The 21,321-nt window shown below is 67.2% G+C and carries 16 protein-coding genes; 8 read left to right on the plus strand and 8 right to left on the minus strand.

What is annotated here, in order from left to right:
• Window positions 1-5: 5 nt before the first annotated feature.
• Window positions 6-602, minus strand: coding sequence for a trimeric intracellular cation channel family protein (locus tag IEX93_RS01205; protein ID WP_188845595.1), 597 nt, complete (start codon window positions 600-602; stop codon window positions 6-8).
• Window positions 595-1,053, minus strand: coding sequence for a 2-C-methyl-D-erythritol 2,4-cyclodiphosphate synthase (gene ispF, locus IEX93_RS01210; protein WP_188845597.1), 459 nt, complete (start codon window positions 1,051-1,053; stop codon window positions 595-597). The genes IEX93_RS01205 and ispF overlap by 8 nt, the downstream gene beginning before the upstream one ends.
• Before the next feature lie 16 nt (window positions 1,054-1,069).
• On the opposite strand from ispF, the gene IEX93_RS01215 reads away from it, so the two are divergent.
• Window positions 1,070-1,627, plus strand: a complete 558-nt coding sequence (locus IEX93_RS01215; protein WP_188845599.1) for an HD domain-containing protein — start codon at window positions 1,070-1,072, stop codon at window positions 1,625-1,627.
• 58 nt (window positions 1,628-1,685) lie between these two features.
• Window positions 1,686-2,006: an FUN14 domain-containing protein gene (locus IEX93_RS01220; protein WP_188845601.1), complete on the plus strand. Its 321-nt coding sequence runs from the start codon at window positions 1,686-1,688 to the stop codon at window positions 2,004-2,006.
• Here the strand turns inward: IEX93_RS01220 and IEX93_RS01225 are convergent.
• Window positions 1,993-2,553 (minus strand): 5-formyltetrahydrofolate cyclo-ligase, encoded by a 561-nt coding sequence (locus IEX93_RS01225; RefSeq protein WP_188845603.1) that lies wholly within the window; start codon window positions 2,551-2,553, stop codon window positions 1,993-1,995. The two genes, IEX93_RS01220 and IEX93_RS01225, sit on opposite strands and share 14 nt — an antisense overlap.
• Window positions 2,550-2,705, minus strand: coding sequence for a hypothetical protein (locus IEX93_RS01230; protein WP_188845605.1), 156 nt, complete (start codon window positions 2,703-2,705; stop codon window positions 2,550-2,552). Before IEX93_RS01230 ends, IEX93_RS01225 begins: the two co-directional genes overlap by 4 nt.
• 49 nt (window positions 2,706-2,754) lie before the next feature.
• On the opposite strand from IEX93_RS01230, the gene dnaE reads away from it, so the two are divergent.
• Window positions 2,755-7,695, plus strand: coding sequence for a DNA polymerase III subunit alpha (gene dnaE, locus IEX93_RS01235; RefSeq protein ID WP_188845607.1), 4,941 nt, complete (start codon window positions 2,755-2,757; stop codon window positions 7,693-7,695).
• Window positions 7,696-7,917: 222 nt separating this feature from the next.
• Here the strand turns inward: dnaE and groL are convergent, their stop codons facing one another.
• From groL to IEX93_RS01255, 4 genes are all read right to left on the minus strand, one after another.
• Complete coding sequence (gene groL, locus IEX93_RS01240; RefSeq protein WP_188845609.1) at window positions 7,918-9,546, minus strand: chaperonin GroEL; 1,629 nt, start codon at window positions 9,544-9,546, stop codon at window positions 7,918-7,920.
• Between the two features lie 12 nt (window positions 9,547-9,558).
• Window positions 9,559-9,864: a co-chaperone GroES gene (gene groES / locus IEX93_RS01245; RefSeq protein WP_011174076.1), complete on the minus strand. Its 306-nt coding sequence runs from the start codon at window positions 9,862-9,864 to the stop codon at window positions 9,559-9,561.
• Between the two features lie 111 nt (window positions 9,865-9,975).
• Complete coding sequence (locus IEX93_RS01250) at window positions 9,976-10,743, minus strand: TrmH family RNA methyltransferase (protein WP_188845611.1); 768 nt, start codon at window positions 10,741-10,743, stop codon at window positions 9,976-9,978.
• Window positions 10,730-12,964, minus strand: coding sequence for a GNAT family N-acetyltransferase (locus IEX93_RS01255; protein WP_188845614.1), 2,235 nt, complete (start codon window positions 12,962-12,964; stop codon window positions 10,730-10,732). Before IEX93_RS01255 ends, IEX93_RS01250 begins: the two co-directional genes overlap by 14 nt.
• Window positions 12,965-12,994: 30 nt before the next feature.
• Between IEX93_RS01255 and pgi the strand changes: the two genes are divergently transcribed.
• From pgi to ctaD, 5 genes are all read left to right on the plus strand, one after another.
• Window positions 12,995-14,287: a glucose-6-phosphate isomerase gene (gene pgi / locus IEX93_RS01260; protein WP_188845615.1), complete on the plus strand. Its 1,293-nt coding sequence runs from the start codon at window positions 12,995-12,997 to the stop codon at window positions 14,285-14,287.
• A 24-nt stretch (window positions 14,288-14,311) separates the two neighbouring features.
• Entirely contained in the window at window positions 14,312-15,901 is a 1,590-nt protein-coding gene (gene pckA / locus IEX93_RS01265; protein WP_188845616.1) for a phosphoenolpyruvate carboxykinase (ATP), read from the plus strand.
• Window positions 15,902-16,024: 123 nt separating this feature from the next.
• The gene (locus tag IEX93_RS01270; protein WP_188845617.1) at window positions 16,025-17,842 is read left to right on the plus strand and encodes a heme o synthase; all 1,818 of its coding nucleotides are present in this window, start codon (window positions 16,025-16,027) and stop codon (window positions 17,840-17,842) included.
• Window positions 17,843-17,853: 11 nt separating this feature from the next.
• Entirely contained in the window at window positions 17,854-18,864 is a 1,011-nt protein-coding gene (gene coxB, locus IEX93_RS01275) for a cytochrome c oxidase subunit II (protein WP_188845618.1), read from the plus strand.
• Window positions 18,865-18,876: 12 nt separating this feature from the next.
• Window positions 18,877-21,252, plus strand: coding sequence for a cytochrome c oxidase subunit I (gene ctaD, locus IEX93_RS01280; protein WP_188845619.1), 2,376 nt, complete (start codon window positions 18,877-18,879; stop codon window positions 21,250-21,252).
• The last annotated feature ends 69 nt before the right edge of the window (window positions 21,253-21,321 follow it).

Consider the following 21,321-nt stretch of genomic DNA (forward strand, 5'->3'; position numbering starts at 1 on the left):
GGGGATTAGCGGGGGGTGGGCAGCTTAAGCCCAAGCCTCCGGCCGAAGACCCTTAGGAGCACCGTGGCCAGGGCCCCGGCGAAAAGGGCGGCCTCGGGGTGGCTTCCGTAGAGGGCGTAGACCACCAGGGCCCCCACCAAGGCGGCGGAGGCGTAGAGGTCCCCCGCCCGGTAGAGGATCACGGGCACCTCCCCGGAGAGCACGTCCCGAAGCACCCCGCCCCCCACCCCGGAGAGCATCCCCGCCAGGGCCACGCCGAAGGGCCCGAGGCCCGCGGAAAGGCCCCGCTCCGCCCCCAAGGCGGCGAAGAGGCCAAGGCCCAGGGTGTCCAGGTAGTAGATGGGCTTCTCCAAGGCCTGGACTCGGGGGTGGAAGCGGAAGACGAGAAGCCCCACCCCCACCACGCTCCAGAGGAGGGGCTCGTTGTGGAGGGCGGTGGGGGGCAGGGTGCCCACCAGGACGTCCCGGATGGACCCGCCCCCCACCGCCGTCACCGTGGCCAGGACCAGGACCCCGAGGAGGTCAAACCCCTTCTCCACCCCCTTGAGGGCCCCGGTGGCGGCGAAGACCAGGGTGCCGAGCCAGACCAGGACCTCAACCATCCAGGAGCACCACTGCCCGGGCCTGGACATGCTCGGGCGCCAGGCCCTCTGAGGTCTTGAAGGTAAGGCCGATGCGGTCCTGGGGAAGGCCTAGAAGGCGGGCCAGGTTTTCCACCATGGCCTCCCGGTGGGGGCCCAGCTTGGGCCGGTCCAGGGTGAGGACGAGGCTTGCCTGAAGCAGCCTCCCCCCCCGGGCTTCCACGAGGCGGAGGGCCTCCCGCAGAAACACCTCGCTCCTAGCCCCTTGCCAGCGGGGGTCGGTGTCGGGGAAGAGGAGGCCGATGTCCCCGAGGCCGTAGGCGGAAAGGAGGGCGTCGGTGAGGGCGTGGAGGGCGGCGTCCCCGTCGGAGTGGGCCAGGGCCCCCAGGGGGCTTGGGATGGGGAGGCCGCAGAGGTAAAGGGGCTTTCCCTCGGCCAGGCGGTGGCTATCCTCCCCGTAGCCGATGCGCATGGCTATACTTTAGGGCATGCCGAGCTTCGCGGAAGCCCTGGCCCTCATGGAGGCCTGGACGGAAAGCCCTTCCCTAAGGCGGCACATGCGGGCGGTGGAGGTGGCCATGCGGGCCTACGCCCGCCGCTTTGGGGAGGACGAGGAGCTTTGGGCCATGGCCGGGGTGCTCCACGACCTGGACTACGAGAAGTACCCCGAGGAGCACCCCTATAGGGCCGTGGAGGAGCTAAGGCGCTTGGGCTACCCCGAGGAGGTCCTAAAGGCCATCCTGGGCCACGCCAGCTATACGGGGGTGCCCCGGGAAAGCCTCATGGCCAAGGCCCTCTTCGCCGTGGACGAGCTCACGGGCCTCATCGCCGCCGCGGTCTACGTGCGGCCGGACCGGTCCATCCTGGGCCTCGAGCTCCCGAGCCTCAAGAAGAAGTTCAAGGACAAGGCCTTCGCCAAGGGGGTGAACCGGGAGGAGATCCGCCTTGGGGCCGAGGAGCTGGGGGTGCCTTTGGACGAGCACCTGGCCTTCGTCCTCGAGGCCATGAAGGGGGAGGCCCGGCTTCTCGGCCTGGAGGGCGCCTAACGGCCCAGGTGCCCAAGAGCGCTTGCCCCGCCGCCCTCCCCACGCTAGGGTGGAAACCGTGGAGCTACCCGACCTCACCCCCTACCTGGGCCAGATCACCTTCGGCGGCCTCGCGGGCTACGCCGTGGGCTACGCCCTGAAGAAGGTGGGGCGGCTTTTGGCCATCGCCCTCGGCCTCCTCTTCGTGGCCCTCCAGCTTCTGGCCCAAGCGGGCTACGTGGAGGTGGACTGGACCCGGATCCAGCGGGACGTGGAGCCCCTTTTGCAGCAACCCGGCCTCAAAAGCCTCTGGGAAAGGCTTGTGGCCACCCTCACCTACAACCTCCCTTTCGGGGCCAGCTTCGTGGGGGGGCTTGTCCTCGGCCTCAGGGCCGGATGAGCCTCTGGGGGGTGGCGATCAGGTCCACCCGGCGCTCGGGGGGCACGGGAAGCCTGGGGTAGACCATCACCGGGTGGGCCAGGGTGGCGAAGGGGGCTTCTACCTGGAGCCAGGCCTGGGGGAAGCCGTAGCCCTTGCCCACCCAACCCCCTTCCTCGTCCACCGCCACCGCCCCGATGAGGACCAGGTCTATGGGCGCCGCCCCCAGGTCCACCCGCACCCCGAAGCGGTAGGCCTCCCGCACCCGCCTGAGTTTCCTGGGATCCAGGTCCTTGAGGAGCAAAAACTCCCCCGGCCGGTCGGGGTGGGGGAGGAGGAGTTCCTTCCCCTGGCGCAGGGCCTCGTCCCTTAAGGGCTTTAGCACGGCGTCCATCCCAGAAAGGATCCGCCTCGCCCCCTGGAACTCGGGGGTCTTTAGGAGACGCTCCGCCGCCCTTTTCGCCCCCAGGAAGTTGGGGTGGTGGCCGTGGGGGGGCGTGGGGTGGAGGGCGAGGCCGAAGCGGGCCAGGGCGTTCCAGACCTCTTCCCTAAGCTCGCCCAGGGTCATGCTTCCAGAAAGCGGAGGGAGACCCCGGGGAGGAGAAAGCTAGCGTCCAGCACCACCCAGCCCACTTCCCTCCTCCCGCGCCCCCTCAGGCGGCGTGGGTGGCTTGCCAGCCGCTCCCGGATGGCCCGGTTCAGGGATTCGCCATGCGTCATCGCCTTAGTTTAGCCGCCCCCCTGGTTCCCGCAAGGTAGACTGGAGGGCATGGGCCGCAAGCTCCGCTTCGCCCACCTCCACCAGCACACCCAGTTCTCCCTCCTGGACGGGGCGGCGAAGCTTTCCGACCTCCTTAAGTGGGTCAAGGAGACCACTCCCGAGGACCCCGCCTTGGCCATGACGGACCACGGGAACCTCTTCGGGGCGGTGGAGTTTTACAAAAAGGCCACCGAGATGGGCATCAAGCCCATCCTGGGCTACGAGGCCTACGTGGCGGCGGAAAGCCGCTTTGACCGCAAGCGGGGCAAGGGCCTGGACGGGGGCTACTTCCACCTCACCCTCCTTGCTCAGGACTTCAAGGGCTACCAGAACCTGGTGCGCCTGGCGAGCCGGGCCTATTTGGAGGGCTTTTACGAGAAGCCCCGGATTGACCGGGAGATCCTGAGGGAACACAGCGAGGGCCTCATCGCCCTCTCGGGGTGCCTGGGGGCGGAGATCCCCCAGTTCATCCTCCAAGACCGCCTGGACCTGGCGGAGGCCCGGCTCAACGAGTACCTCTCCATCTTCGGCGATCGTTTCTTCATTGAGATCCAAAACCACGGCCTCCCCGAGCAGAGGAAGGTCAACGAGGTCCTGAAGGAGTTCGCCCGGAAGTACGGCCTGGGGATGGTGGCCACCAACGACGGCCACTACGTGCGCAAGGAGGATGCCCGGGCCCACGAGGTTCTCCTGGCCATCCAGTCCAAGAGCACCCTGGACGACCCCGGGCGCTGGCGTTTTCCCTGCGACGAGTTCTACGTGAAAACCCCGGAGGAGATGCGGGCCATGCTCCCCGAGGCGGAGTGGGGGGACGAGCCCTTTGACAACACGGTGGAGATCGCCCGCATGTGCAACGTGGACCTGCCCATCGGGGACAAGATGGTCTACCGCATCCCCCGGTTTCCCCTGCCCGGGGGGCGCACCGAGGCCCAGTACCTGATGGAGCTCACCCTAAAGGGGCTTCTTCGCCGCTACCCGGACCGGATCACCGAGGCCTTTTACCGGGAGGTCTTCCGCCGCCTGGGGAAGCTTCCCCCCCACGGGGACGGGGAGGCTTTGGCCGAGGCCTTGGCCCAGGTGGAGCGGGAGGCCTGGGAAGGGCTTGTGAAGGAGCTCCCCCCCCTGGAGGGGGTTAAGGAGTGGACGGCGGAGGCCATCCTCCACCGGGCCCTTTACGAGCTTTGGGTGATTGAGCGCATGGGCTTCCCCGGGTACTTCCTCATCGTCCAGGACTACATCAACTGGGCGAGGCGCAACGGGATCTCCGTGGGCCCCGGTCGGGGGAGCGCGGCGGGAAGCCTGGTGGCCTACGCCGTGGGCATCACCAACATAGACCCCTTGCGCTTCGGCCTCCTCTTTGAGCGCTTCCTGAACCCGGAGAGGGTCTCCATGCCGGACATTGACACGGACTTTTCCGATCGGGAGCGGGACCGGGTGATCGCCTACGTGCGGGAGCGCTACGGGGAGGACAAGGTGGCCCAGATCGGCACCCTGGGGAGCCTGGCCCCCAAGGCCGCCCTCAAGGACGTGGCCCGGGTTTACGGCATCCCCCACAAGAAGGCGGAGGAGCTGGCCAAGCTGATCCCCGTGCAGTTCGGCCGGCCCAAGCCCCTGCAGGAGGCCATCCAGGTGGTGCCGGAGCTGAAGGCGGAGATGGAGAAGGACCCCAAGGTGCGGGAGGTCCTGGAGGTGGCCATGCGCCTCGAGGGCCTAAACCGCCACGCCTCGGTCCACGCCGCCGGGGTGGTGATCGCCGCCGAGCCCCTCACGGACCTGGTGCCCCTCATGCGGGACCAGGAGGGGCGACCCGTTACCCAGTACGACATGGGGGCGGTGGAGGCCCTGGGGCTTTTAAAGATGGACTTTTTGGGCCTGCGCACCCTCACCTTCCTGGACGAGGCCAAGCGCATCGTGAAGGAGTCCAAGGGGGTGGAGCTGGACTACGACCGGCTGCCCCTGGATGACCCCGAGACCTTCGCCCTCCTCTCCCGGGGGGAGACCAAGGGGGTCTTCCAGCTGGAATCGGGGGGGATGACCGCCACGCTTCGCGGCCTCAAGCCCCGGCGCTTTGAGGACCTCATCGCCATCCTTTCCCTCTACCGCCCGGGGCCCATGGAGCACATTCCCACCTACATTCGCCGCCACCACAGCCAGGAGCCCGTGAGCTACAGCGAGTTCCCCCACGCGGAGAAGTACCTGAGGCCCATCCTGGACGAGACCTACGGCATCCCCGTCTACCAGGAGCAGATCATGCAGATCGCCTCGGCCGTGGCGGGGTACTCCCTGGGGGAGGCGGACCTCCTTAGGCGGACCATGGGCAAGAAGAAGGTGGAGGAGATGCAAAAGCACCGGGAGCGCTTCCTGCGGGGGGCCAAGGAGCGGGGCGTGCCCGAGGAGGAGGCCAACCGCCTCTTTGACATGCTGGAGGCCTTCGCCAACTATGGCTTCAACAAGTGCCTCCCGGGCCGCGCCCAGGTGGTGGATTACCGCACGGGGAGGCGGGTTTCCGTGGGGGCCCTCGCCCGGGGGGAGGTGAAGGGGGTGTGGGTGCCCTCCCTGGACGAGAAGACCCTTCGCCTGGTGCCCCGCCCCGTGGTGGCGGCCTTTTCCAGCGGCAGGGCCCGGGTTTACCGCCTCCGCACCGCCACCGGGAGAACCTTGGAGGCCACCGCAAACCATCCCCTTTACACCCCGGAGGGCTGGTGTCCTCTGGGGGCCCTCAGGCCCGGGGACTTCGTGGCCTTGCCCCGCCACCTTCCCTACCTCCCCTCCGCCAGCCTTAAACCTCACGAGCTGGACCTTCTGGGCTTCGCGTTGGCCGAGGGGAACCTTCGCCACCCTTCGGGGTTTTACCTCTACACCTCCTCGGAGGAGGAGCTTGCCGCCATGCTGGAGGCCTTGGGGGGCTTTCCCAACACCCGGGCCAAGGTGGTCTGGCGCCGGGGGGTGGCCCACGTGTACGTGGGCCGGGAGGACCGCCGGCAACCCGCCGGGGCGGTGGAGTTTTTAAGGGAGCTCGGCCTTTTGGGCCTATCCGCCTGGGAGAAGCGCCTTCCCGAGGTGGTCTTCCGGCTTCCGCCCGAGGAGGTGGCCCGCTTCCTGGGGCGGCTTTGGGTGGGGGATGGGGGCATAGACCCGGAGGGGCGGCTCGTCCACTACGCCACCGCCTCGGAGGCCCTGGCCCGGGACGTGCAGCACCTTCTTTTGCGCTTGGGCCTGCAAAGCCGATTGGTGGCCAAGGAGTTCCCCTACAAGGAGGGGCGCAAGGGGTGGGTCGTTTACCTCCTGGGTGGCCTCGAGGCCGCCCGCCGTTTCGCCGAGTGGGTGGGGCCTTACCTTGTGGGCAAGCGGGCCGAGGACCTGAGGCGGCTCCTTTCGGGCTGGGAAGAGGCCGGGAGGAGCACCAAGGACGTCCTACCCCTGGACTTCCTTCCCTTGGTGCGCCGGGCGGTGGCGGAGGCCGCCATGGGTGCGCCTGCCGCTTTCCTCGAGGCCCACGGCTTCGCCCAGGGCCTCCTGCGCCCCGGGAAAGGACGGAAGGGCCTGGCCCGCGCCACGGTCTTGCGCCTGGCCACCCTTACCCAAAGCCTGGACCTTCTCCGCCTGGCCGGGGCCGAGGTGTACTGGGACCGGGTGGAGGCCCTGGAGCCTCTGGGGGAGGAGGAGGTCTTTGACCTCACGGTGGAGGGCACCCACACCTTCGTGGCCGAGGACGTCATCGTTCACAACTCCCACGCCGCCGCCTACAGCCTTCTCTCCTACCAGACCGCCTACGTGAAGGCCCACTACCCGGTGGAGTTCATGGCCGCCCTCCTCTCCGTGGAGCGGCACGACTCGGACAAGGTGGCGGAGTACATCCGCGACGCCCGCTCCATGGGCATCGCCGTCCTTCCCCCGGACATCAACCGCTCGGGGTTTGACTTCAAGGTGGTGGGGAAGGAGATCCTCTTCGGCCTCTCGGCGGTGAAGAACGTGGGGGAGGGGGCGGCGGAGGCCATCCTCCGGGAAAGGGAGCGGGGTGGGCCCTTTAGGAGCCTGGGCGACCTCCTCCGCCGCCTGGACGAAAAGGTCCTGAACAAGCGCACCCTGGAGTCCCTCATCAAGGCGGGGGCCTTGGACACCTTCGGGGACCGGGCCCGCCTCCTCGCCTCCTTGGAGGCCCTCCTCCGGTGGGCGGCGGAGGCCCGGGAGAAGGCGCGCTCGGGCATGCTGGGCCTCTTCGCCGAGGTGGAGGAGCCTCCCCTCCTCGAGGCCCCGCCCCTGGACGAGATCACGAGGCTCCGCTACGAGAAGGAGGCTTTGGGCATCTACGTCTCCGGCCACCCGGTGCTCCGCTACCCCGGGCTTAGGGAGGCGGCGAGCTGCCCTTTGGATGAGCTAGAGGACTTCATCCGGGGGCTTCCCCCCCGCCCCCGGGTCCTTTTGGCGGGGATGGTGGAGGAGGTGGTGCGCAAGCCCACCCGAAGCGGCGGCATGATGGCCCGCTTCGTCCTTTCCGATGAGACGGGGGCCTTGGAGGCGGTGGTCTTCGGCCGGGCCTACGAGGCGGTCTCCCCCAAGCTAAGGGAGGACACGCCCCTTCTGGTCTTGGCGGAGGTGGAGCGGGAGGAAGGGGGCCTAAGGGTTTTGGCCCAAGCGGCCTGGACCCACGAGGAGGTGGCGGAAGCGGCCAAGGCCCTGGAGGTGGAGGTGGACCACGCCCTTCTAGACGAGAAGGGGATCGCCCTCCTCAAAAGCCTTTTGGACGAGCACCCGGGGACGCTTCCCCTCTACCTCAAGGTCCAGGGGCCCTTCGGCGAGGCCCTCTTCGCCTTGCGGGAGGTGCGGGTCTCGGAAGAGGCCCTCGAGGCCCTGGAGCGGGAGGGCTTCCGCGCCTACCTGGTCCCCGACCGGGAGGTCTTCCTCCAAGGGGAAAACGGGGGGGTCCAGGAGGAGGTGGTCCCCTTCTAAGTACCCCACCGCAGCTAAAGCTGCGGTGGGGGCCCCAAAGGGAGCTTCCCAAGCCTCATCCCGGGCATCCCATGTTGCGAAACCACCGTGCGGCTCCTTAGGTGCTTTGGGGCTCCCCAAAGGCCACCTTGTGGCCGCTTCCTACGCCCCTGGCCCAAGAGATGGGCGCCGAAACCAAAAGGGGGGGCTGGCATCCCAGCCCCCCCTCTTAGGCCCTAAGGCCTAGAAGTCCATGTCGCCGCCAGCGGGCGCGGGCGTGGACTCCTTCTTCTCGGGCTTCTCCGCCACCACCGCCTCGGTGGTGAGGATGAGGGAGCCGATGGAGGCGGCGTTCTGCAGGGCGGAGCGGGTCACCTTGGCGGGGTCCACGATCCCGGCCTCCACCATGTCCACAAACTCCCCGGTGGCGGCGTTGAAGCCGTAGCGGAGGTTCTTGGTCTCGGAGAGGATCTTCTGGACGATCACCGAGCCCTCGTACCCGGCGTTCTCGGCGATCTGGCGGGCGGGCTCCTCCAGGGCGCGGCGGACGATCTTGGCGCCCGTGGCCTCGTCGCCCTCCAGCTTCTTGATGAGCTCCTCCACGGCGCTGATGGCCCTGAGGAGGGTCACGCCGCCGCCGGGCACGATGCCCTCCTCCACCGCCGCCCGGGTGGCGTTCAGGGCGTCCTCAAAGCGGTGCTTCTTCTCCTTGAGCTCGGTCTCGGTGGCGGCGCCCACCCGGATCACGGCCACACCGCCCGCCAGCTTCGCCAGGCGCTCCTGGAGCTTCTCCCGGGCGTACTCGCTGTCGGTGGTCTCCAGCTCCTTCTTGATGCCGTTGATCCGGGCCTCAATGTCCTCCTTCTTGCCCTTGCCGCCCACGATGGTGGTCTCGTCCTTGGTGATCCGCACCCGTTCGGCCCGGCCCAGCATGGAGAGGGTGGCGTTCTCCAGCTTGAAGCCGAGCTCCTCGCTGATCACCGTGCCGCCGGTGACCGCGGCGATGTCCTTGAGCATCTCCTTCCTGCGGTCACCGAAGCCGGGGGCCTTCACCGCGGCCACGCTCAGGGTGCCCCGGAGCTTGTTCACCACCAGGGTGGCGAGGGCCTCGCCCTCCACGTCCTCGGCGATGATCAGGAGGGGCTTGCCGGTCTGGGCCACCTGCTCCAGGATGGGGAGGAGCTCACGGACGTTGGAGACCTTCTTCTCCACGATGAGGATGAAGGCGTCCTCGAGGACCGCCTCCATCGTCTCGGGGTTGGTGACGAAGTAGGGGGAGATGTACCCCTTGTCAAACTGGTACCCCTCCACGAACTTCAGCTCGGTCTCCAGGCTCTTGGACTCCTCAACGGTGATGATCCCCTCCTTCCCCACCTTCTCCATGGCGTCGGCAATCAGCTTGCCGACCTCGGGGTCGTTGGCGGAGATGGTGGCCACCTCCTCAATGGCCTTCCGGTCCTCCACCGGGATGGCCAAGGAGCGGATCTTCTCCACGGCGGCCTCCACCGCCTTCTCAATGCCCCGCTTGAGGGCGAGGGGGTTGGCCCCGGCGGCCACGTTCTTCAGGCCCTCCCGCACGATGGCCTGGGCCAAGACGGTGGCGGTGGTGGTCCCGTCGCCCGCCACGTCGTTGGTCTTGGAGGCCACCTCCTTCAGAAGCTGGGCCCCGATGTTCTCCAGGTGGTTCTCCAGCTCAATCTCCTTGGCCACCGTCACCCCGTCTTTGGTGATGGTGGGGGAGCCGAACTTCTTCTCCAGGACCACGTTCCGGCCCCTGGGGCCAAGGGTCACCTTCACCGCATCGGCCACGGCGTTCACGCCGCGCTCCAGCGCCCGGCGAGCCGCCTCGTCAAACACCAGGATCTTCGCCATAGCTCACCTCCTTTACTGCAGGACCGCAAGCAGGTCGCGCTCGGAGAGGATCACGTACTCCTCGCCGTCAATCTCAATCTCGGTGCCGCCGTACTTGGCGAAGACCACGATGTCCCCCTCCTTGACCTCGAGGGGCACCCGCTGGCCGTTCTCCAAGACGCGGCCCGTGCCCACCGCGATCACCTTGCCCTTCTGGGGCTTCTCCTTGGCGGTGTCGGGAAGCACGATGCCACCTTTGGTCTTGGGCTCCTCCTCAATCCGCTTCACCACAACTCGATCGCCTAGGGGCTTGATCACCGTCTTCACCTCCGCGGCCATATCCACTCCCCCCTTTGACGCTCAAGGGTTTGGAGTGTCAAACCAAGGGTCATTATTTCCCGCCCCATCCTTTTTGTCAAGGGGGTTGAGGGGGGGCTTATAAACGCTGGGTCAGGACCGCTGGCGCAGGGCCTCGTAGAGGAGGAGGGCGGCGGTGACGGCCACGTTGAGGCTGTCCGCCACCCCCCGCATGGGAATTCGTACCCGGGCCTGGGCCCGCCTCTTCCAAGCCTCGGAAAGGCCCTCGTCCTCGGCCCCGAGGAGGAAGGCCACGCCCTTCCGGTAGTCCTCCTCCCAGTAGAGCCTTTCCCCTTCCGGGGTGGCGGCCACCAGGGGGAGCCCCGTTTTCTCCAAAAAGCGGGCCGCTTCCCCTTCCGAAAGGGGATAGACGGGAAGGGCGAAGACCGCCCCCGTGGAGTTGCGGATCACCTGGGGGCTATAGAGGTCCACCCCTTCCGCCACCAAAACGAGGTCCGCCCCCGCCCCGTCCGCCGCCCGCAGGATGGCCCCCAGGTTTCCGGGCTTCTCCAGGCCCAAGAGGACGAGGACCAGGGGGTTTTCCGGAAGGGCGAGGGCTTCCAGCCGCTTTTCCGGGATGCGGAAGACCCCGATGAGGGAGGGGGGGTTTTCCCGGACGGAGACTCTTTCCATGGCCTCCTGGGAAAGCTCCAAGACCTCGGCCCCCTGGGCTAGGTCTCGCTCGGCCTCCCCCGCCTTGGGGCCTAGGAGGAAGGCCTCGGGCTTTAGGCCCGCCTTGAGGGCCCTTTCCACCTCGCGCCTGCCCTCCACCAGGAAAAGGCCTGTCCTTTCCCGCTCCTTGCGCTCCTTGAGGGCGGCGAGGGCCTTCACCCGGGGGTTTTGCCGGCTAGCGATCCGCAAGGGTCACCTCCGCCTGGGCCACCCAGGGGCCCTTTAGGACGAGCTTTAGAGCCTCCACCTGGGGAAGCTCCTCCAGCAAGCGGGAAAGCCTTAAGAGGATTTCCCGGTAAGGGGCCAAGTCGGCGTGGCCCTGTAAGGGTTTGAGGAGTTCCTCGGCGTCCTCCTGGGTAAGGGGGGAAAGCCTTTCCCCCAGGACCTGGTCCCCTAGGGGGGTGGGGAGAAGGAGGCGGAAGAAGGGGCCGAAGAGGGGGTGGGGAAGGATCTCCAGTCTCAGGAGGATGCCCTCTCCCTCGCCCACCGGCACGCCGAAGGCCTTCAGGAGGGCAAGGGCCTCTTGAAGGCCAAGGGCCTTCTTGCCCTCCAGGAGGCGCCTCGCCTCTTCCACCCGGAGGTCGGGGAAATCGGGGAAGACCAGGGGCTTTTCCCGAAAGACCCGGTAGGCCCAGGCCCGGGCCAGGGCGATGGCCGCCGATTCCGGGAAGCGGTAGACGGCGGCCTGCCCCAAAAGCTGGACCCGGGGGGCGTTTCGGGCCATGAAGCAGGCCAGGAGGGGCTTTTCCGTGCGGGCCTCGGCCAAAAGCTTAAGGACCGCCTCTTCCTCGGCGAAGCCCATGGGGACGAAGAGGAGGAAGACGCTTCCCGCCTCGCTTTTAAGGGCTTCCTCCAAGGCCTCTTGGAAGGCCTTTAGGGTGGCGGTGGAGCCCAGGTCGGTGTGCTCCACCTCGAGGCCTCCCTCCTTGAGGGCCTCCAGGGCCAGGTTGGAAGGCCCGGAGGCGTTGGAGACCAGGCGCACCCGGGGGTTTTGCGGAAGGCGCCCCAAGGCCAAGAGGGCCGCCACGTCAAAGGCCTCCTCCAGGCTGTTGGCCCGGACCACCCCCGCCTGGGCGAAAAGGGCCCGCACCAGGGGGTCGCGGGAGGGGTGGACCGCCAGGATGGGCTTTTTCTTGCCGATCCTCCGGGCCAGGCGGGAAAAGCGCCTGGGGTTGCCGAAGCTTTCCAAATAGAGGAGGATAACCCGCGTGCGCTCGTCCTCCTCCCAGAACTGGAGGAGGTCGTTGGAGGAGACGTCCGCCTTGCCCCCCAAGGAGACGAAGGCGCTTATGCCCAGGCCGAACCCCTCGGCGTAGGCCATGACCGCCCGGCCCAGGGTGCCCGACTGGCTGGAGATGGCCAGGGGCCCCTCCTTCGGCAGGGGGGCGAGCCCCGCCGCCAGGCGTACCTGGGGATGGGTGTGGAAAAGCCCCAAGGAGCCCGGGCCCAAAAGGCGCATCCCGTACCGCCGGGCCTTCTCCGCAAGCCTTTGGCCCTCCTTAGGGGAAAAGCCCGTGGTGAGGACGACGGCCGCCCGCACCCCCCGCCGCCCGCAGGCCTCGAGGGCCTCCAAAACCCTTTCCTTGGGCACGACGATCACCGCCAGGTCCACCGGTCCCGGGACGCTTTCCAGGCTCGGGTAGGCGAGAAGGGGCCCCACCGTGCCCCCCTCCTTGCCGATGGCCTCGTTCACGGGGAAGACCGGCCCCTGGAAGCGGCCGAAGATGAGGTTTTCCAGGACCCGGTAGCCGATGCTCTCCGGGTCCCGGCTCGCCCCCACCACCGCCACCCCCCGGGGGAAGAAGAAGGGGTGGAGGCTCGCCAGGGTGGAGACCTTCTCCCGCCACTCAAAGCGCTCGGCGGCCTTCTCGGTGAGGACGATCTCAAACTCCACCTCCACCTCCCCCCCTTCCCGGTGGGCCTTCACCTGGAAGCCGCTTTCCATGAAAACCGAGAGCATCTGCCGGTTCTCCGGCAGGACGAAGGCCTGGAACCGCCTTACCCCCCGCTTGGCGGCGATGAGGGCCAGGCGCTCCAGAAGAAGGGTGCCCAGGCCTTTCCCCTGGAAGGCGTCGTCCACCAGGAAGGCCACCTCGGCGGTGTCCTCTCCCCGGCCCCGCACGTACTCCCCCGTGGCCACGATGCGGGGCGGGTCCCCGGTCAGGACGATGAGGTTCACCTTTTCCTCGTCCGGCTTGGCGGAGAGGAGAAGCTCCGCCGCCTTCTCGGGGGAGATGGGGGAGAAGAAGCGGAGCCGCAAGGAGGCGGGGGAGAGGCGCCGTAAGAACTCCACGAAGAGGGGGAGGTCCTTGGGGGTGGCCCGGCGCAAAAAGGCGGTGCGCCCGTCCTTGAGGAGGACGGGGCCTTCCTCCAGGCCGTGCTGAGGGGTGGGGGCGGGCACGTAGCCCATACCCTAAGGGTACCGCGCTAGCATAGACCCATGCTCCGGTTGGACACCCGCTTCCTCCCCGGCTTCCCCGAGACCCTAAAGGCCCACGCCGAGGCCCTAAAGGCCGCCCAGGAGGCCCTTTTGGCCAAGCGGCGGGACCCTCAGAACATGCTGGGCTGGATAGACCTCCCCGAGGACACGGAGACCCTGAGGGAAATCCGCCGCTTCCGGGAGGCGAACCCTTGGGTGGAGGACTTCGTCCACATCGGGATCGGGGGGAGTTCCCTGGGGGCCATGGCCCTGGAGGCCGCCTTCCGCCAAAGCGGGGTGCGCTTCCACTACGTGGACCACGTGGAGCCCGAGCCCATCCTCGCCCTTCTCCGCACCCTGGACCCCCGGAAGACCCTGGTCCACGCCGCCTCCAAGTCGGGGAGCACCGCCGAGACCCTGGCGGGGCTTCTGGTCTTTTTGGACTGGCTTAAGGCCCACCTGGGCGAGGGGTGGCGGCGCCACCTGGTCCTGACCACCGACCCCAAGAAGGGCCCCTTGCGGGCCTTCGCCGAGCGGGAAGGGATAAGGGCCTTCGCCATCCCCGAGAACGTGGGGGGGCGGTTTTCCGTCCTCTCCCCCGTGGGGCTTCTGCCCCTGGCCTTCGCCGACGCCGACCTCGAGGCCCTCCTCATGGGGGCCAGGAAGGCCAACGAGCAGGCCCTAAGCCCCCTGGAGGCCAACCTGCCCCTGAAGACCGCCTTCCTTCACCACCTCCACCGCCACCTGCCCGTGCACGTCTTCATGGTCTACTCCGAGCGCTTAAAGCACCTTCCCGCCTGGTTCGTCCAGCTCCACGACGAGTCCTTGGGCAAGGTGGACCGGGAGGGCAGGCGGGTGGGGACCACCGCCCTCCCCGCCCTGGGCCCCAAGGACCAGCACGCCCAGGTGCAGCTCTTCCGGGAGGGCCCCTTGGACAAGCTCCTCACCCTGGTGGTGCCCGAGGCCCCCACGGAGGACCTCCTCCTGCCGGAGGTGGAAGGCCTTGAGGAGGCGGAATACCTCTTCGGCAAGGGGATGTTCCAGCTCCTAAAGGCCGAGGCCGAGGCCACCTACCGGGCCCTGGCCGAGGCGGGGCAGAAGGTCTACGCCCTTTACCTCTCGGAGGTTTCCCCCTACGCCGTGGGCTGGCTCCTGCAGCACCTCATGTGGCAGACCGCCTTCTTGGGGGAGCTTTGGGGGGTGAACGCCTTTGACCAGCCGGGGGTGGAGCTGGGCAAGCGGCTCACCTTCGCCCTTTTAGGCCGGCCGGGGTACGAGGGGCTTGCGGATGGAAGCATGGAAAAGCAAATGTGATAGATTGAACATAAGGAGGCGTCCATGGCCGACCTGCAATATATAGGTATTCAACCGAAAAGGCGGGTCTTTTGGAACACGGTTTCCCCCATCCTGGTGGAGCACACCCTTTCGCGGGGGGAAGGCTTCTTAGCCCACAAGGGGCCTTTGGTGGTGGACACCACCCCCTACACGGGGAGAAGCCCCAAGGACAAGTTCGTGGTGCGGGAGCCCGAGGTGGAGGGGGAGATCTGGTGGGGGGAGGTGAACCAGCCCTTTCCCCCCGAGGCCTTTCAGGCCCTTCTGGAGCGGGTGGCCCAGTACCTCTCCGAGCGCGACCTCTACGTGCAGGACCTCTACGCCGGGGCCGACCGGCGCTACCGCCTGGCGGTGCGGGTGATCACGGAAAGCCCCTGGCACGCCCTCTTCGCCCGCAACATGTTTCTCCTGCCCCGCCGCTTCGGCAACGACGACGAGGTGGAGCGCTTCCAGCCCGGCTTCACCGTGGTCCACGCCCCCTACTTCCAGGCGGTGCCCGAGCGGGACGGGACCAGGAGCGAGGTCTTTGTGGGCATTAGCTTCCAAAGGCGCCTCGTCCTCATCGTGGGCACCAAGTACGCCGGGGAGATCAAGAAGAGCATCTTCACCGTCATGAACTACCTCATGCCCAAGCAGGGGGTCTTCCCCATGCACGCCTCGGCCAACGTGGGGCGGGAGGGGGACGTGGCGGTCTTCTTCGGGCTTTCCGGCACCGGCAAGACCACCCTCTCCACCGACCCCGAGCGCCCCTTGATCGGGGACGACGAGCACGGCTGGAGCGAGGAGGGGGTCTTCAACTTTGAGGGGGGGTGCTACGCCAAGGTCATCCGCCTCTCCCCGGAGAACGAGCCCCTTATCTACAAGGCCTCCAACCAGTTTGAGGCCATCCTGGAAAACGTGGTGGTGAACCCGGAAAGCCGCCGGGTGGAGTGGGACGACGACACCAAGACGGAAAACACCCGCTCCTCCTACCCCATCGCCCACCTGGAGAACGTGGTGGAGTCGGGGATGGCGGGCCACCCTAAGGCCATCTTCTTCCTCTCCGCCGACGCCTACGGGGTCCTTCCCCCCATCGCCCGCCTCACCCCGGAAGAGGCCATGTACTACTTCCTCTCCGGCTACACCGCCCGGGTGGCGGGGACGGAAAGGGGCATCACCGAGCCTAGGGCCACCTTCTCCGCCTGTTTCGGTGCGCCTTTCCTCCCCATGCACCCCGGGGTCTACGCCCGGATGCTGGGGGAGAAGATCCAAAAGCACGGCCCCCGGGTCTACCTGCTGAACACCGGCTGGACGGGGGGGCCCTACGGGGTGGGGCGCCGCTTTCCCTTGCCCATCACCCGGGCCCTCCTCCACGCCGCCCTTTCCGGGGCCTTGGAGAAGGTGCCCTACCGGAAGGATCCCATCTTCGGCTTTGCGGTGCCGGAGGAGGTCCCGGGCGTGCCCAAGGAGCTTCTGGACCCCCGGGGTACCTGGGAGGATAAGGAGGCCTACGACCGGCAGGCCCGGAAGCTCGCCCGCCTTTTCCAGGAGAATTTCCAGAAGTACGCCGAGGGCGTTCCCCCCGAGGTGCGGGCCGCCGGTCCCCGGGTGGAATAGGGGCTTGCGCCATAGGGGTGTGGGGTATTAGGCTCGAGGCGCGGGAAGGGACAAATGTACCTTCCTCCCTTCCCCGGGCCTTCTGGCAAAATGGGGGTGCCCCCGGAGGGGGACGGGGTTTTTATGAACCGAGCACGCTTGAGCCGCTACGCCTGGGCAGTTCTCCTCTGGAACGTCCTGGTGGCCTTGTGGGGCGCCTACGTGCGGGCCACGGGCTCGGGGGCGGGGTGCGGGGCCCACTGGCCCACCTGCAACGGGGAGGTGATCCCCCGCGCGCCCCAGGTGGAAACCCTCATTGAGTTCACCCACCGGGCCACCTCGGGCCTGGCCTTCCTCTCCGTTCTTTTCCTCTTCCTTTGGGTCTGGCGCGCCTTCCCCAAGGGGCACCCGGCCCGGTTTGGGGCGGGGCTATCCCTTTTCTTCATGGTCGCGGAGAGCCTGGTGGGGGCCTCCCTGGTCCTCTTCGGCTGGGTGGCCGATAACGTGAGCCCGGAAAGGGCCGTGGTCCAGATGGTCCACCTGGCCAACACCTACTTCCTCCTCGCTGCCTTGGCCCTCACCGCCTGGTGGGCCTCCGGGGGAAGCCCCTTGCGCCTTCGGGGACAGGGGGCGGTGGGGTTCGCCCTGGCCCTCGGGCTTCTCGCTCTCCTTTTCCTGGGGATGAGCGGGGCGGTGACCGCCTTGGGGGACCTGCTTTTCCCCGTGCGGAGTAGCCTCGAGGCCCTGGAGCGCTCCTTGACCCCAGGGGAGCACTTCCTGGTGCGCCTCCGCATCCTCCACCCCCTCATCGCCGTGAGCGTGGGGCTTTACGTGGTCTTCGCCGGCTTTCTGGTGGCCCACCTGAGGCCTTCCCCCACGGCCCAGGGGCTCGCCCGCCTTCTCGCCTACCTCTACGGGGTGCAGCTCCTGGCGGGCCTTGTGAACGTTTGGCTCAAGGCTCCGGTGTGGATGCAGCTTCTCCACCTGCTTCTGGCCTACGCCGTCTGGCTCCTCTTCGTCCTCCTGGGGGCCGCGGCCCTGGCCCAAGGGGCGAGGCGGGTGGAGCTGGGGGAGGGCGGGGATGAGGTCCACCGGGGGACGGGCGGGGCCACCTGGAAGGACTACCTGGCCCTCACCAAGCCCCGGGTGATCAGCCTTCTCCTTTTCACCGCCCTCCTCGCCTCCTTCATCGCCGCCAAGGGCTGGCCCGGCCTTAAGGTTTTCCTGGCCGTGGCCCTGGGCGGCTACATGATGGCCGGGGCGGCCAACGCCCTCAACATGGTGGTGGACCGGGACATTGACGCCAGGATGCGGCGCACCGCCAGGCGGCCCACCGTGACCCAAAGGATTTCCAGCCGGGACGCCCTCCTCTTCGCCTTCGCCCTCGCCGTCTTGGGGTTCGCCGTCCTCTGGTGGGGGGCGAACCTCCTCGCCGCCACCCTGGCCCTCATGGGCCTCCTCTGGTACGTTTTGGTCTACACCCTTTACCTCAAGCGGCGCACCTGGCAGAACATCGTCATCGGGGGAGCGGCCGGGGCCTTCCCGCCCCTGGTGGGGTGGGCCGCGGTCAGCGGGGAGCTGAGCCTTTTCGCCTGGTACCTCTTCGCCCTCATCTTCTTCTGGACCCCGGTCCACTTCTGGGCCCTGGCCCTCATGATCCAGGACGATTACCGGGCGGTGGGGGTGCCCATGCTCCCCGTGGTCCTGGGGGAGCGGGCCACGGTGATCCAGATCGCCCTCTACGCCCTCCTCACCGCCCTCATCTCGGTGATGCCTTTGGCCATGGGGGAGCTCGGCCTCTTCTACCTGGCCTCGAGCCTCCTCCTAAACGGGTTGCTGATCCTTAAGAGCCTGGCCCTCTACCGCCAGCCCGAGCGGGGGACGGCGGTTTCGCTGTATAAATACTCCATGCTCTACCTGGCCCTCTTGTTCGTGGCCATGGCGGTGGATCGGGCGCTTTAGGGAGGGAGTGGATGAGAAAAGGTATCGCGGCGCTCAGTCTTTTGGGTCTAGGCTTAGCCCAGGAAGCCCACCGGGTGGCCATCACCCACCCTGGGGGCTCCTACAACCAGGAGGTGGCCTTCCTCTGGCCCTGGGTCTACTTCTTCTCCGTGGTCATCTTCGCCGTGGTGGCGGGGGCCTTGGCCTACGTCACCTGGAAGTTCAGGGCCAGGCCCGGGGACGAGGGGGAGCCTCCCCAGATCCACGGGAACGACCGCCTCGAGGTGGTCTGGACCCTCATCCCCTTGGCCATCGTCTTCGTCCTCTTCGGCCTCACGGCCAAGGCCCTCATCCAGGTGAACCGCCCCATCCCCGGGGCCCTCAAGGTGGAGGTCACGGGCTACCAGTTCTGGTGGGACTTCCACTACCCGAGCCTGGGCCTCAGGAACTCCAACGAGCTCATCCTCCCCGCCGGGGTTCCCGTGGAGCTGGAGATCACCTCCAAGGACGTGATCCACTCCTTCTGGGTGCCGGGGCTTGCCGGCAAGCGGGACGCCATTCCGGGACAAACGACCCGGCTTTCCTTTGAACCCAAGGAGCCTGGCCTCTACTACGGCTTCTGCGCCGAGCTCTGCGGGGCGAGCCACGCCCGGATGCTCTTCCGCGTGGTGGTCCTTCCCAAGGAGGAGTTTGACCGCTTCGTGGAGCAGGCCAAGGCGGCCCCCCCCGTGGCCGATGAGCGGGGCCAGCAGGTCTTCCAGCAGAACTGCGCCGCCTGCCACGGCGTGGCCCGGAGCATGCCCCCCGCGGTCATCGGGCCCGACCTTGGGCTTATGGGCAACCGCACCAGCCTGGCGGCGGGGATCGTGGAGAACACCCCGGAAAACCTCAAGGCCTGGATCAAGGACCCCCTCGCCATGAAGCCTGGGTCCAAGATGCCCGGCTTCCCCCAGCTTTCCGAGGAGGACCTGGAGGCCTTGGTCCGCTACCTGGAGGGCCTAAAGGTGGAAGGGTTTGACTTCAAGGCCTTGCCCAAGTTCTAAGGGAGGTTAGGGATGGCCATCACCGCAAAACCCAAAGCCGGAGTGTGGGCGGTCCTTTGGGACCTGCTCACCACCGTGGACCACAAGAAGATCGGCCTCATGTACACGGCCACCGCCTTCTTCGCCTTCGCCCTGGCTGGGGTCTTCTCCCTCCTCATCCGCGCCCAGCTGGCCGTGCCCAACAACACCTTCCTCACCGGGGAGCAGTACAACCAGATCCTCACCCTGCACGGGGCCACCATGCTCTTCTTCTTCATCATCCAGGCCGGGCTCACCGGCTTCGGCAACTTCGTGGTGCCCCTGATGCTGGGGGCAAGGGACGTGGCCCTTCCCCGGATCAACGCCTTCAGCTACTGGGCCTTCCTGGGGGCCATTATCCTCGCCCTCATGAGCTACTTCTTCCCGGGCGGGGCCCCTAGCGTAGGCTGGACCTTCTACTACCCCTTCTCCGCCCAGTCGGGGAGCGGGGTGGACTTCTACCTGGCGGCCATCCTCCTTCTGGGCTTCTCCAGCCTCCTCGGTAACGCCAACTTCGTGGCCACCATCTATAACCTCCGGGCTCAGGGGATGAGCCTCTGGAAGATGCCCATGTACGTGTGGAGCGTCTTCGCCGCCAGCGTCCTCAACCTCTTCTCCCTGGCGGGCCTCACCGCCGCCACGCTCCTCGTCCTCTTGGACCGCAAGATCGGCCTCACCTGGTTCAACCCGGCCATCGGGGGTGATCCCGTTCTCTTCCAGCAATTCTTCTGGTTCTACTCCCACCCCACGGTCTACGTGATGCTCCTCCCCTACCTGGGCATCCTGGCCGAGGTGGCCTCCACCTTCGCCCGCAAGCCCCTTTTCGGCTACAAGCAGATGGTCTGGGCCCAGATGGGGATCGTGGTCCTGGGGACCATGGTCTGGGCCCACCACATGTTCACCGTGGGCGAGTCCACCCTCTTCCAGATTGCCTTCGCCTTCTTCACCGCCCTCATCGCCGTGCCCACGGGGGTGAAGCTCTTTAACCTCATCGGCACCCTTTGGGGCGGGAAGCTGCAGATGAAGACCCCCCTCTACTGGGTCCTGGGCTTCATCTTCAACTTCCTCCTTGGGGGGATCACCGGGGTCATGCTCTCCATGACTCCCTTGGACTACCAGTTCCACGACTCCTACTTCGTGGTGGCCCACTTCCACAACGTGCTCATGGCGGGGAGTGCCTTCGGGGCCTTTGCCGGGCTTTACTACTGGTGGCCTAAGATGACGGGCCGGATGTACGACGAAAGGCTCGGCAAGCTCCACTTCTGGCTCTTTTTGGTGGGCTACCTGGTCACCTTCCTGCCCCAGTATGCCCTGGGCTACCTGGGCATGCCCCGGCGCTACTACACCTACAACGCCGACATCGCCGGCTGGCCCGAGCTCAACTTCATTTCCACCGTCGGGGCCTTCATCCTGGGCCTGGGCGGCCTGGTCTGGGTTTACAACATGCTGAAAAGCCTCCGCTCCGGTCCCAAGGCCCCCGAGAACCCCTGGGGTGGCTACACCCTGGAGTGGCTCACCGCCTCGCCTCCCAAGGCCCATAACTTTGACGTGAAGCTCCCCACGGAGTTCCCCTCCGAGAGGCCCCTTTACGACTGGGCCAAGAAGGGGGTCAAGCTCGAGCCCGAGGACCCCAGCCACATCCACCTGCCCAATAGCTCCTTCTGGCCCTTCTACTCCGCGGCCACCCTCTTCGCCTTCTTCGTAGCGGTGGCGGCCCTCCCCGTGCCCAACGTCTGGATGTGGGTCTTCCTGGCCCTCTTCGCCTACGGCCTCGTGCGCTGGGCCCTCGAGGACGAGTACAGCCACCCGGTGGAGCACCACACCCTCTCCGGCAAGTCCAACGCCTGGATGGGGATGGCCTGGTTCATCGTCTCGGAGGTGGGCCTCTTCGCCATCCTCATCGCCGGCTACCTCTACCTGCGGCTTTCCGGGGCGGCGGTGCCCCCTGAGGAAAGGCCCGCCCTTTGGCTTGCCCTCCTCAACACCTTCTTCCTGGTGAGCTCCTCCTTCACCGTGCACTTCGCCCACCACGACCTCAGGCGGGGCCGGTTCAACCCCTTCCGCTTCGGGCTTCTCATCACCATCATCCTGGGCGTCCTCTTCTTCCTGGTGCAGTCCTGGGAGTTCTACCAGTTCCACAGCCACTCCAGCTGGCAGGAGAACCTCTGGACGGCGGCCTTCTTCACCATTGTGGGCCTCCACGGCCTGCACGTGGTGATCGGGGGCTTCGGCCTGGTCCTGGCCTACCTGCAGGCCCTGAGGGGCAAGATCACCCTGCACCACCACGGCACCCTCGAGGCCGCCAGCATGTACTGGCACCTGGTGGACGCCGTCTGGCTGGTCATCGTCACCATCTTCTACATCTGGTAGCCCCTTGGGCGCGAAGGGCCCCCGCCTTTTAGGCGGGGGCTTTCTAAGTGGCCCCTGGCGGCTTTCGCC

Origin of the sequence: Thermus composti (assembly GCF_014647535.1) — a bacterium.
Taxonomy (GTDB): Bacteria; Deinococcota; Deinococci; order Deinococcales; family Thermaceae; genus Thermus; species Thermus composti.

Bases quoted from the DNA above. Each gene is read 5' to 3' on its own strand.
- pgi (WP_188845615.1), top strand. From the start codon at position 12,995: ATGCTCCGGTTGGACACCCGCTTCCTCCCCGGCTTCCCCGAGACCCTA.
- IEX93_RS01205 (WP_188845595.1), bottom strand. From the start codon at position 602: ATGGTTGAGGTCCTGGTCTGGCTCGGCACCCTGGTCTTCGCCGCCACC.
- groES (WP_011174076.1), bottom strand. From the start codon at position 9,864: ATGGCCGCGGAGGTGAAGACGGTGATCAAGCCCCTAGGCGATCGAGTT.
- coxB (WP_188845618.1), top strand. From the start codon at position 17,854: ATGAGAAAAGGTATCGCGGCGCTCAGTCTTTTGGGTCTAGGCTTAGCC.
- dnaE (WP_188845607.1), top strand. From the start codon at position 2,755: ATGGGCCGCAAGCTCCGCTTCGCCCACCTCCACCAGCACACCCAGTTC.
- IEX93_RS01270 (WP_188845617.1), top strand. From the start codon at position 16,025: ATGAACCGAGCACGCTTGAGCCGCTACGCCTGGGCAGTTCTCCTCTGG.
- IEX93_RS01255 (WP_188845614.1), bottom strand. From the start codon at position 12,964: ATGGGCTACGTGCCCGCCCCCACCCCTCAGCACGGCCTGGAGGAAGGC.
- IEX93_RS01230 (WP_188845605.1), bottom strand. From the start codon at position 2,705: ATGACGCATGGCGAATCCCTGAACCGGGCCATCCGGGAGCGGCTGGCA.
- ispF (WP_188845597.1), bottom strand. From the start codon at position 1,053: ATGCGCATCGGCTACGGGGAGGATAGCCACCGCCTGGCCGAGGGAAAG.
- pckA (WP_188845616.1), top strand. From the start codon at position 14,312: ATGGCCGACCTGCAATATATAGGTATTCAACCGAAAAGGCGGGTCTTT.
- ctaD (WP_188845619.1), top strand. From the start codon at position 18,877: ATGGCCATCACCGCAAAACCCAAAGCCGGAGTGTGGGCGGTCCTTTGG.
- IEX93_RS01215 (WP_188845599.1), top strand. From the start codon at position 1,070: ATGCCGAGCTTCGCGGAAGCCCTGGCCCTCATGGAGGCCTGGACGGAA.
- groL (WP_188845609.1), bottom strand. From the start codon at position 9,546: ATGGCGAAGATCCTGGTGTTTGACGAGGCGGCTCGCCGGGCGCTGGAG.
- IEX93_RS01225 (WP_188845603.1), bottom strand. From the start codon at position 2,553: ATGACCCTGGGCGAGCTTAGGGAAGAGGTCTGGAACGCCCTGGCCCGC.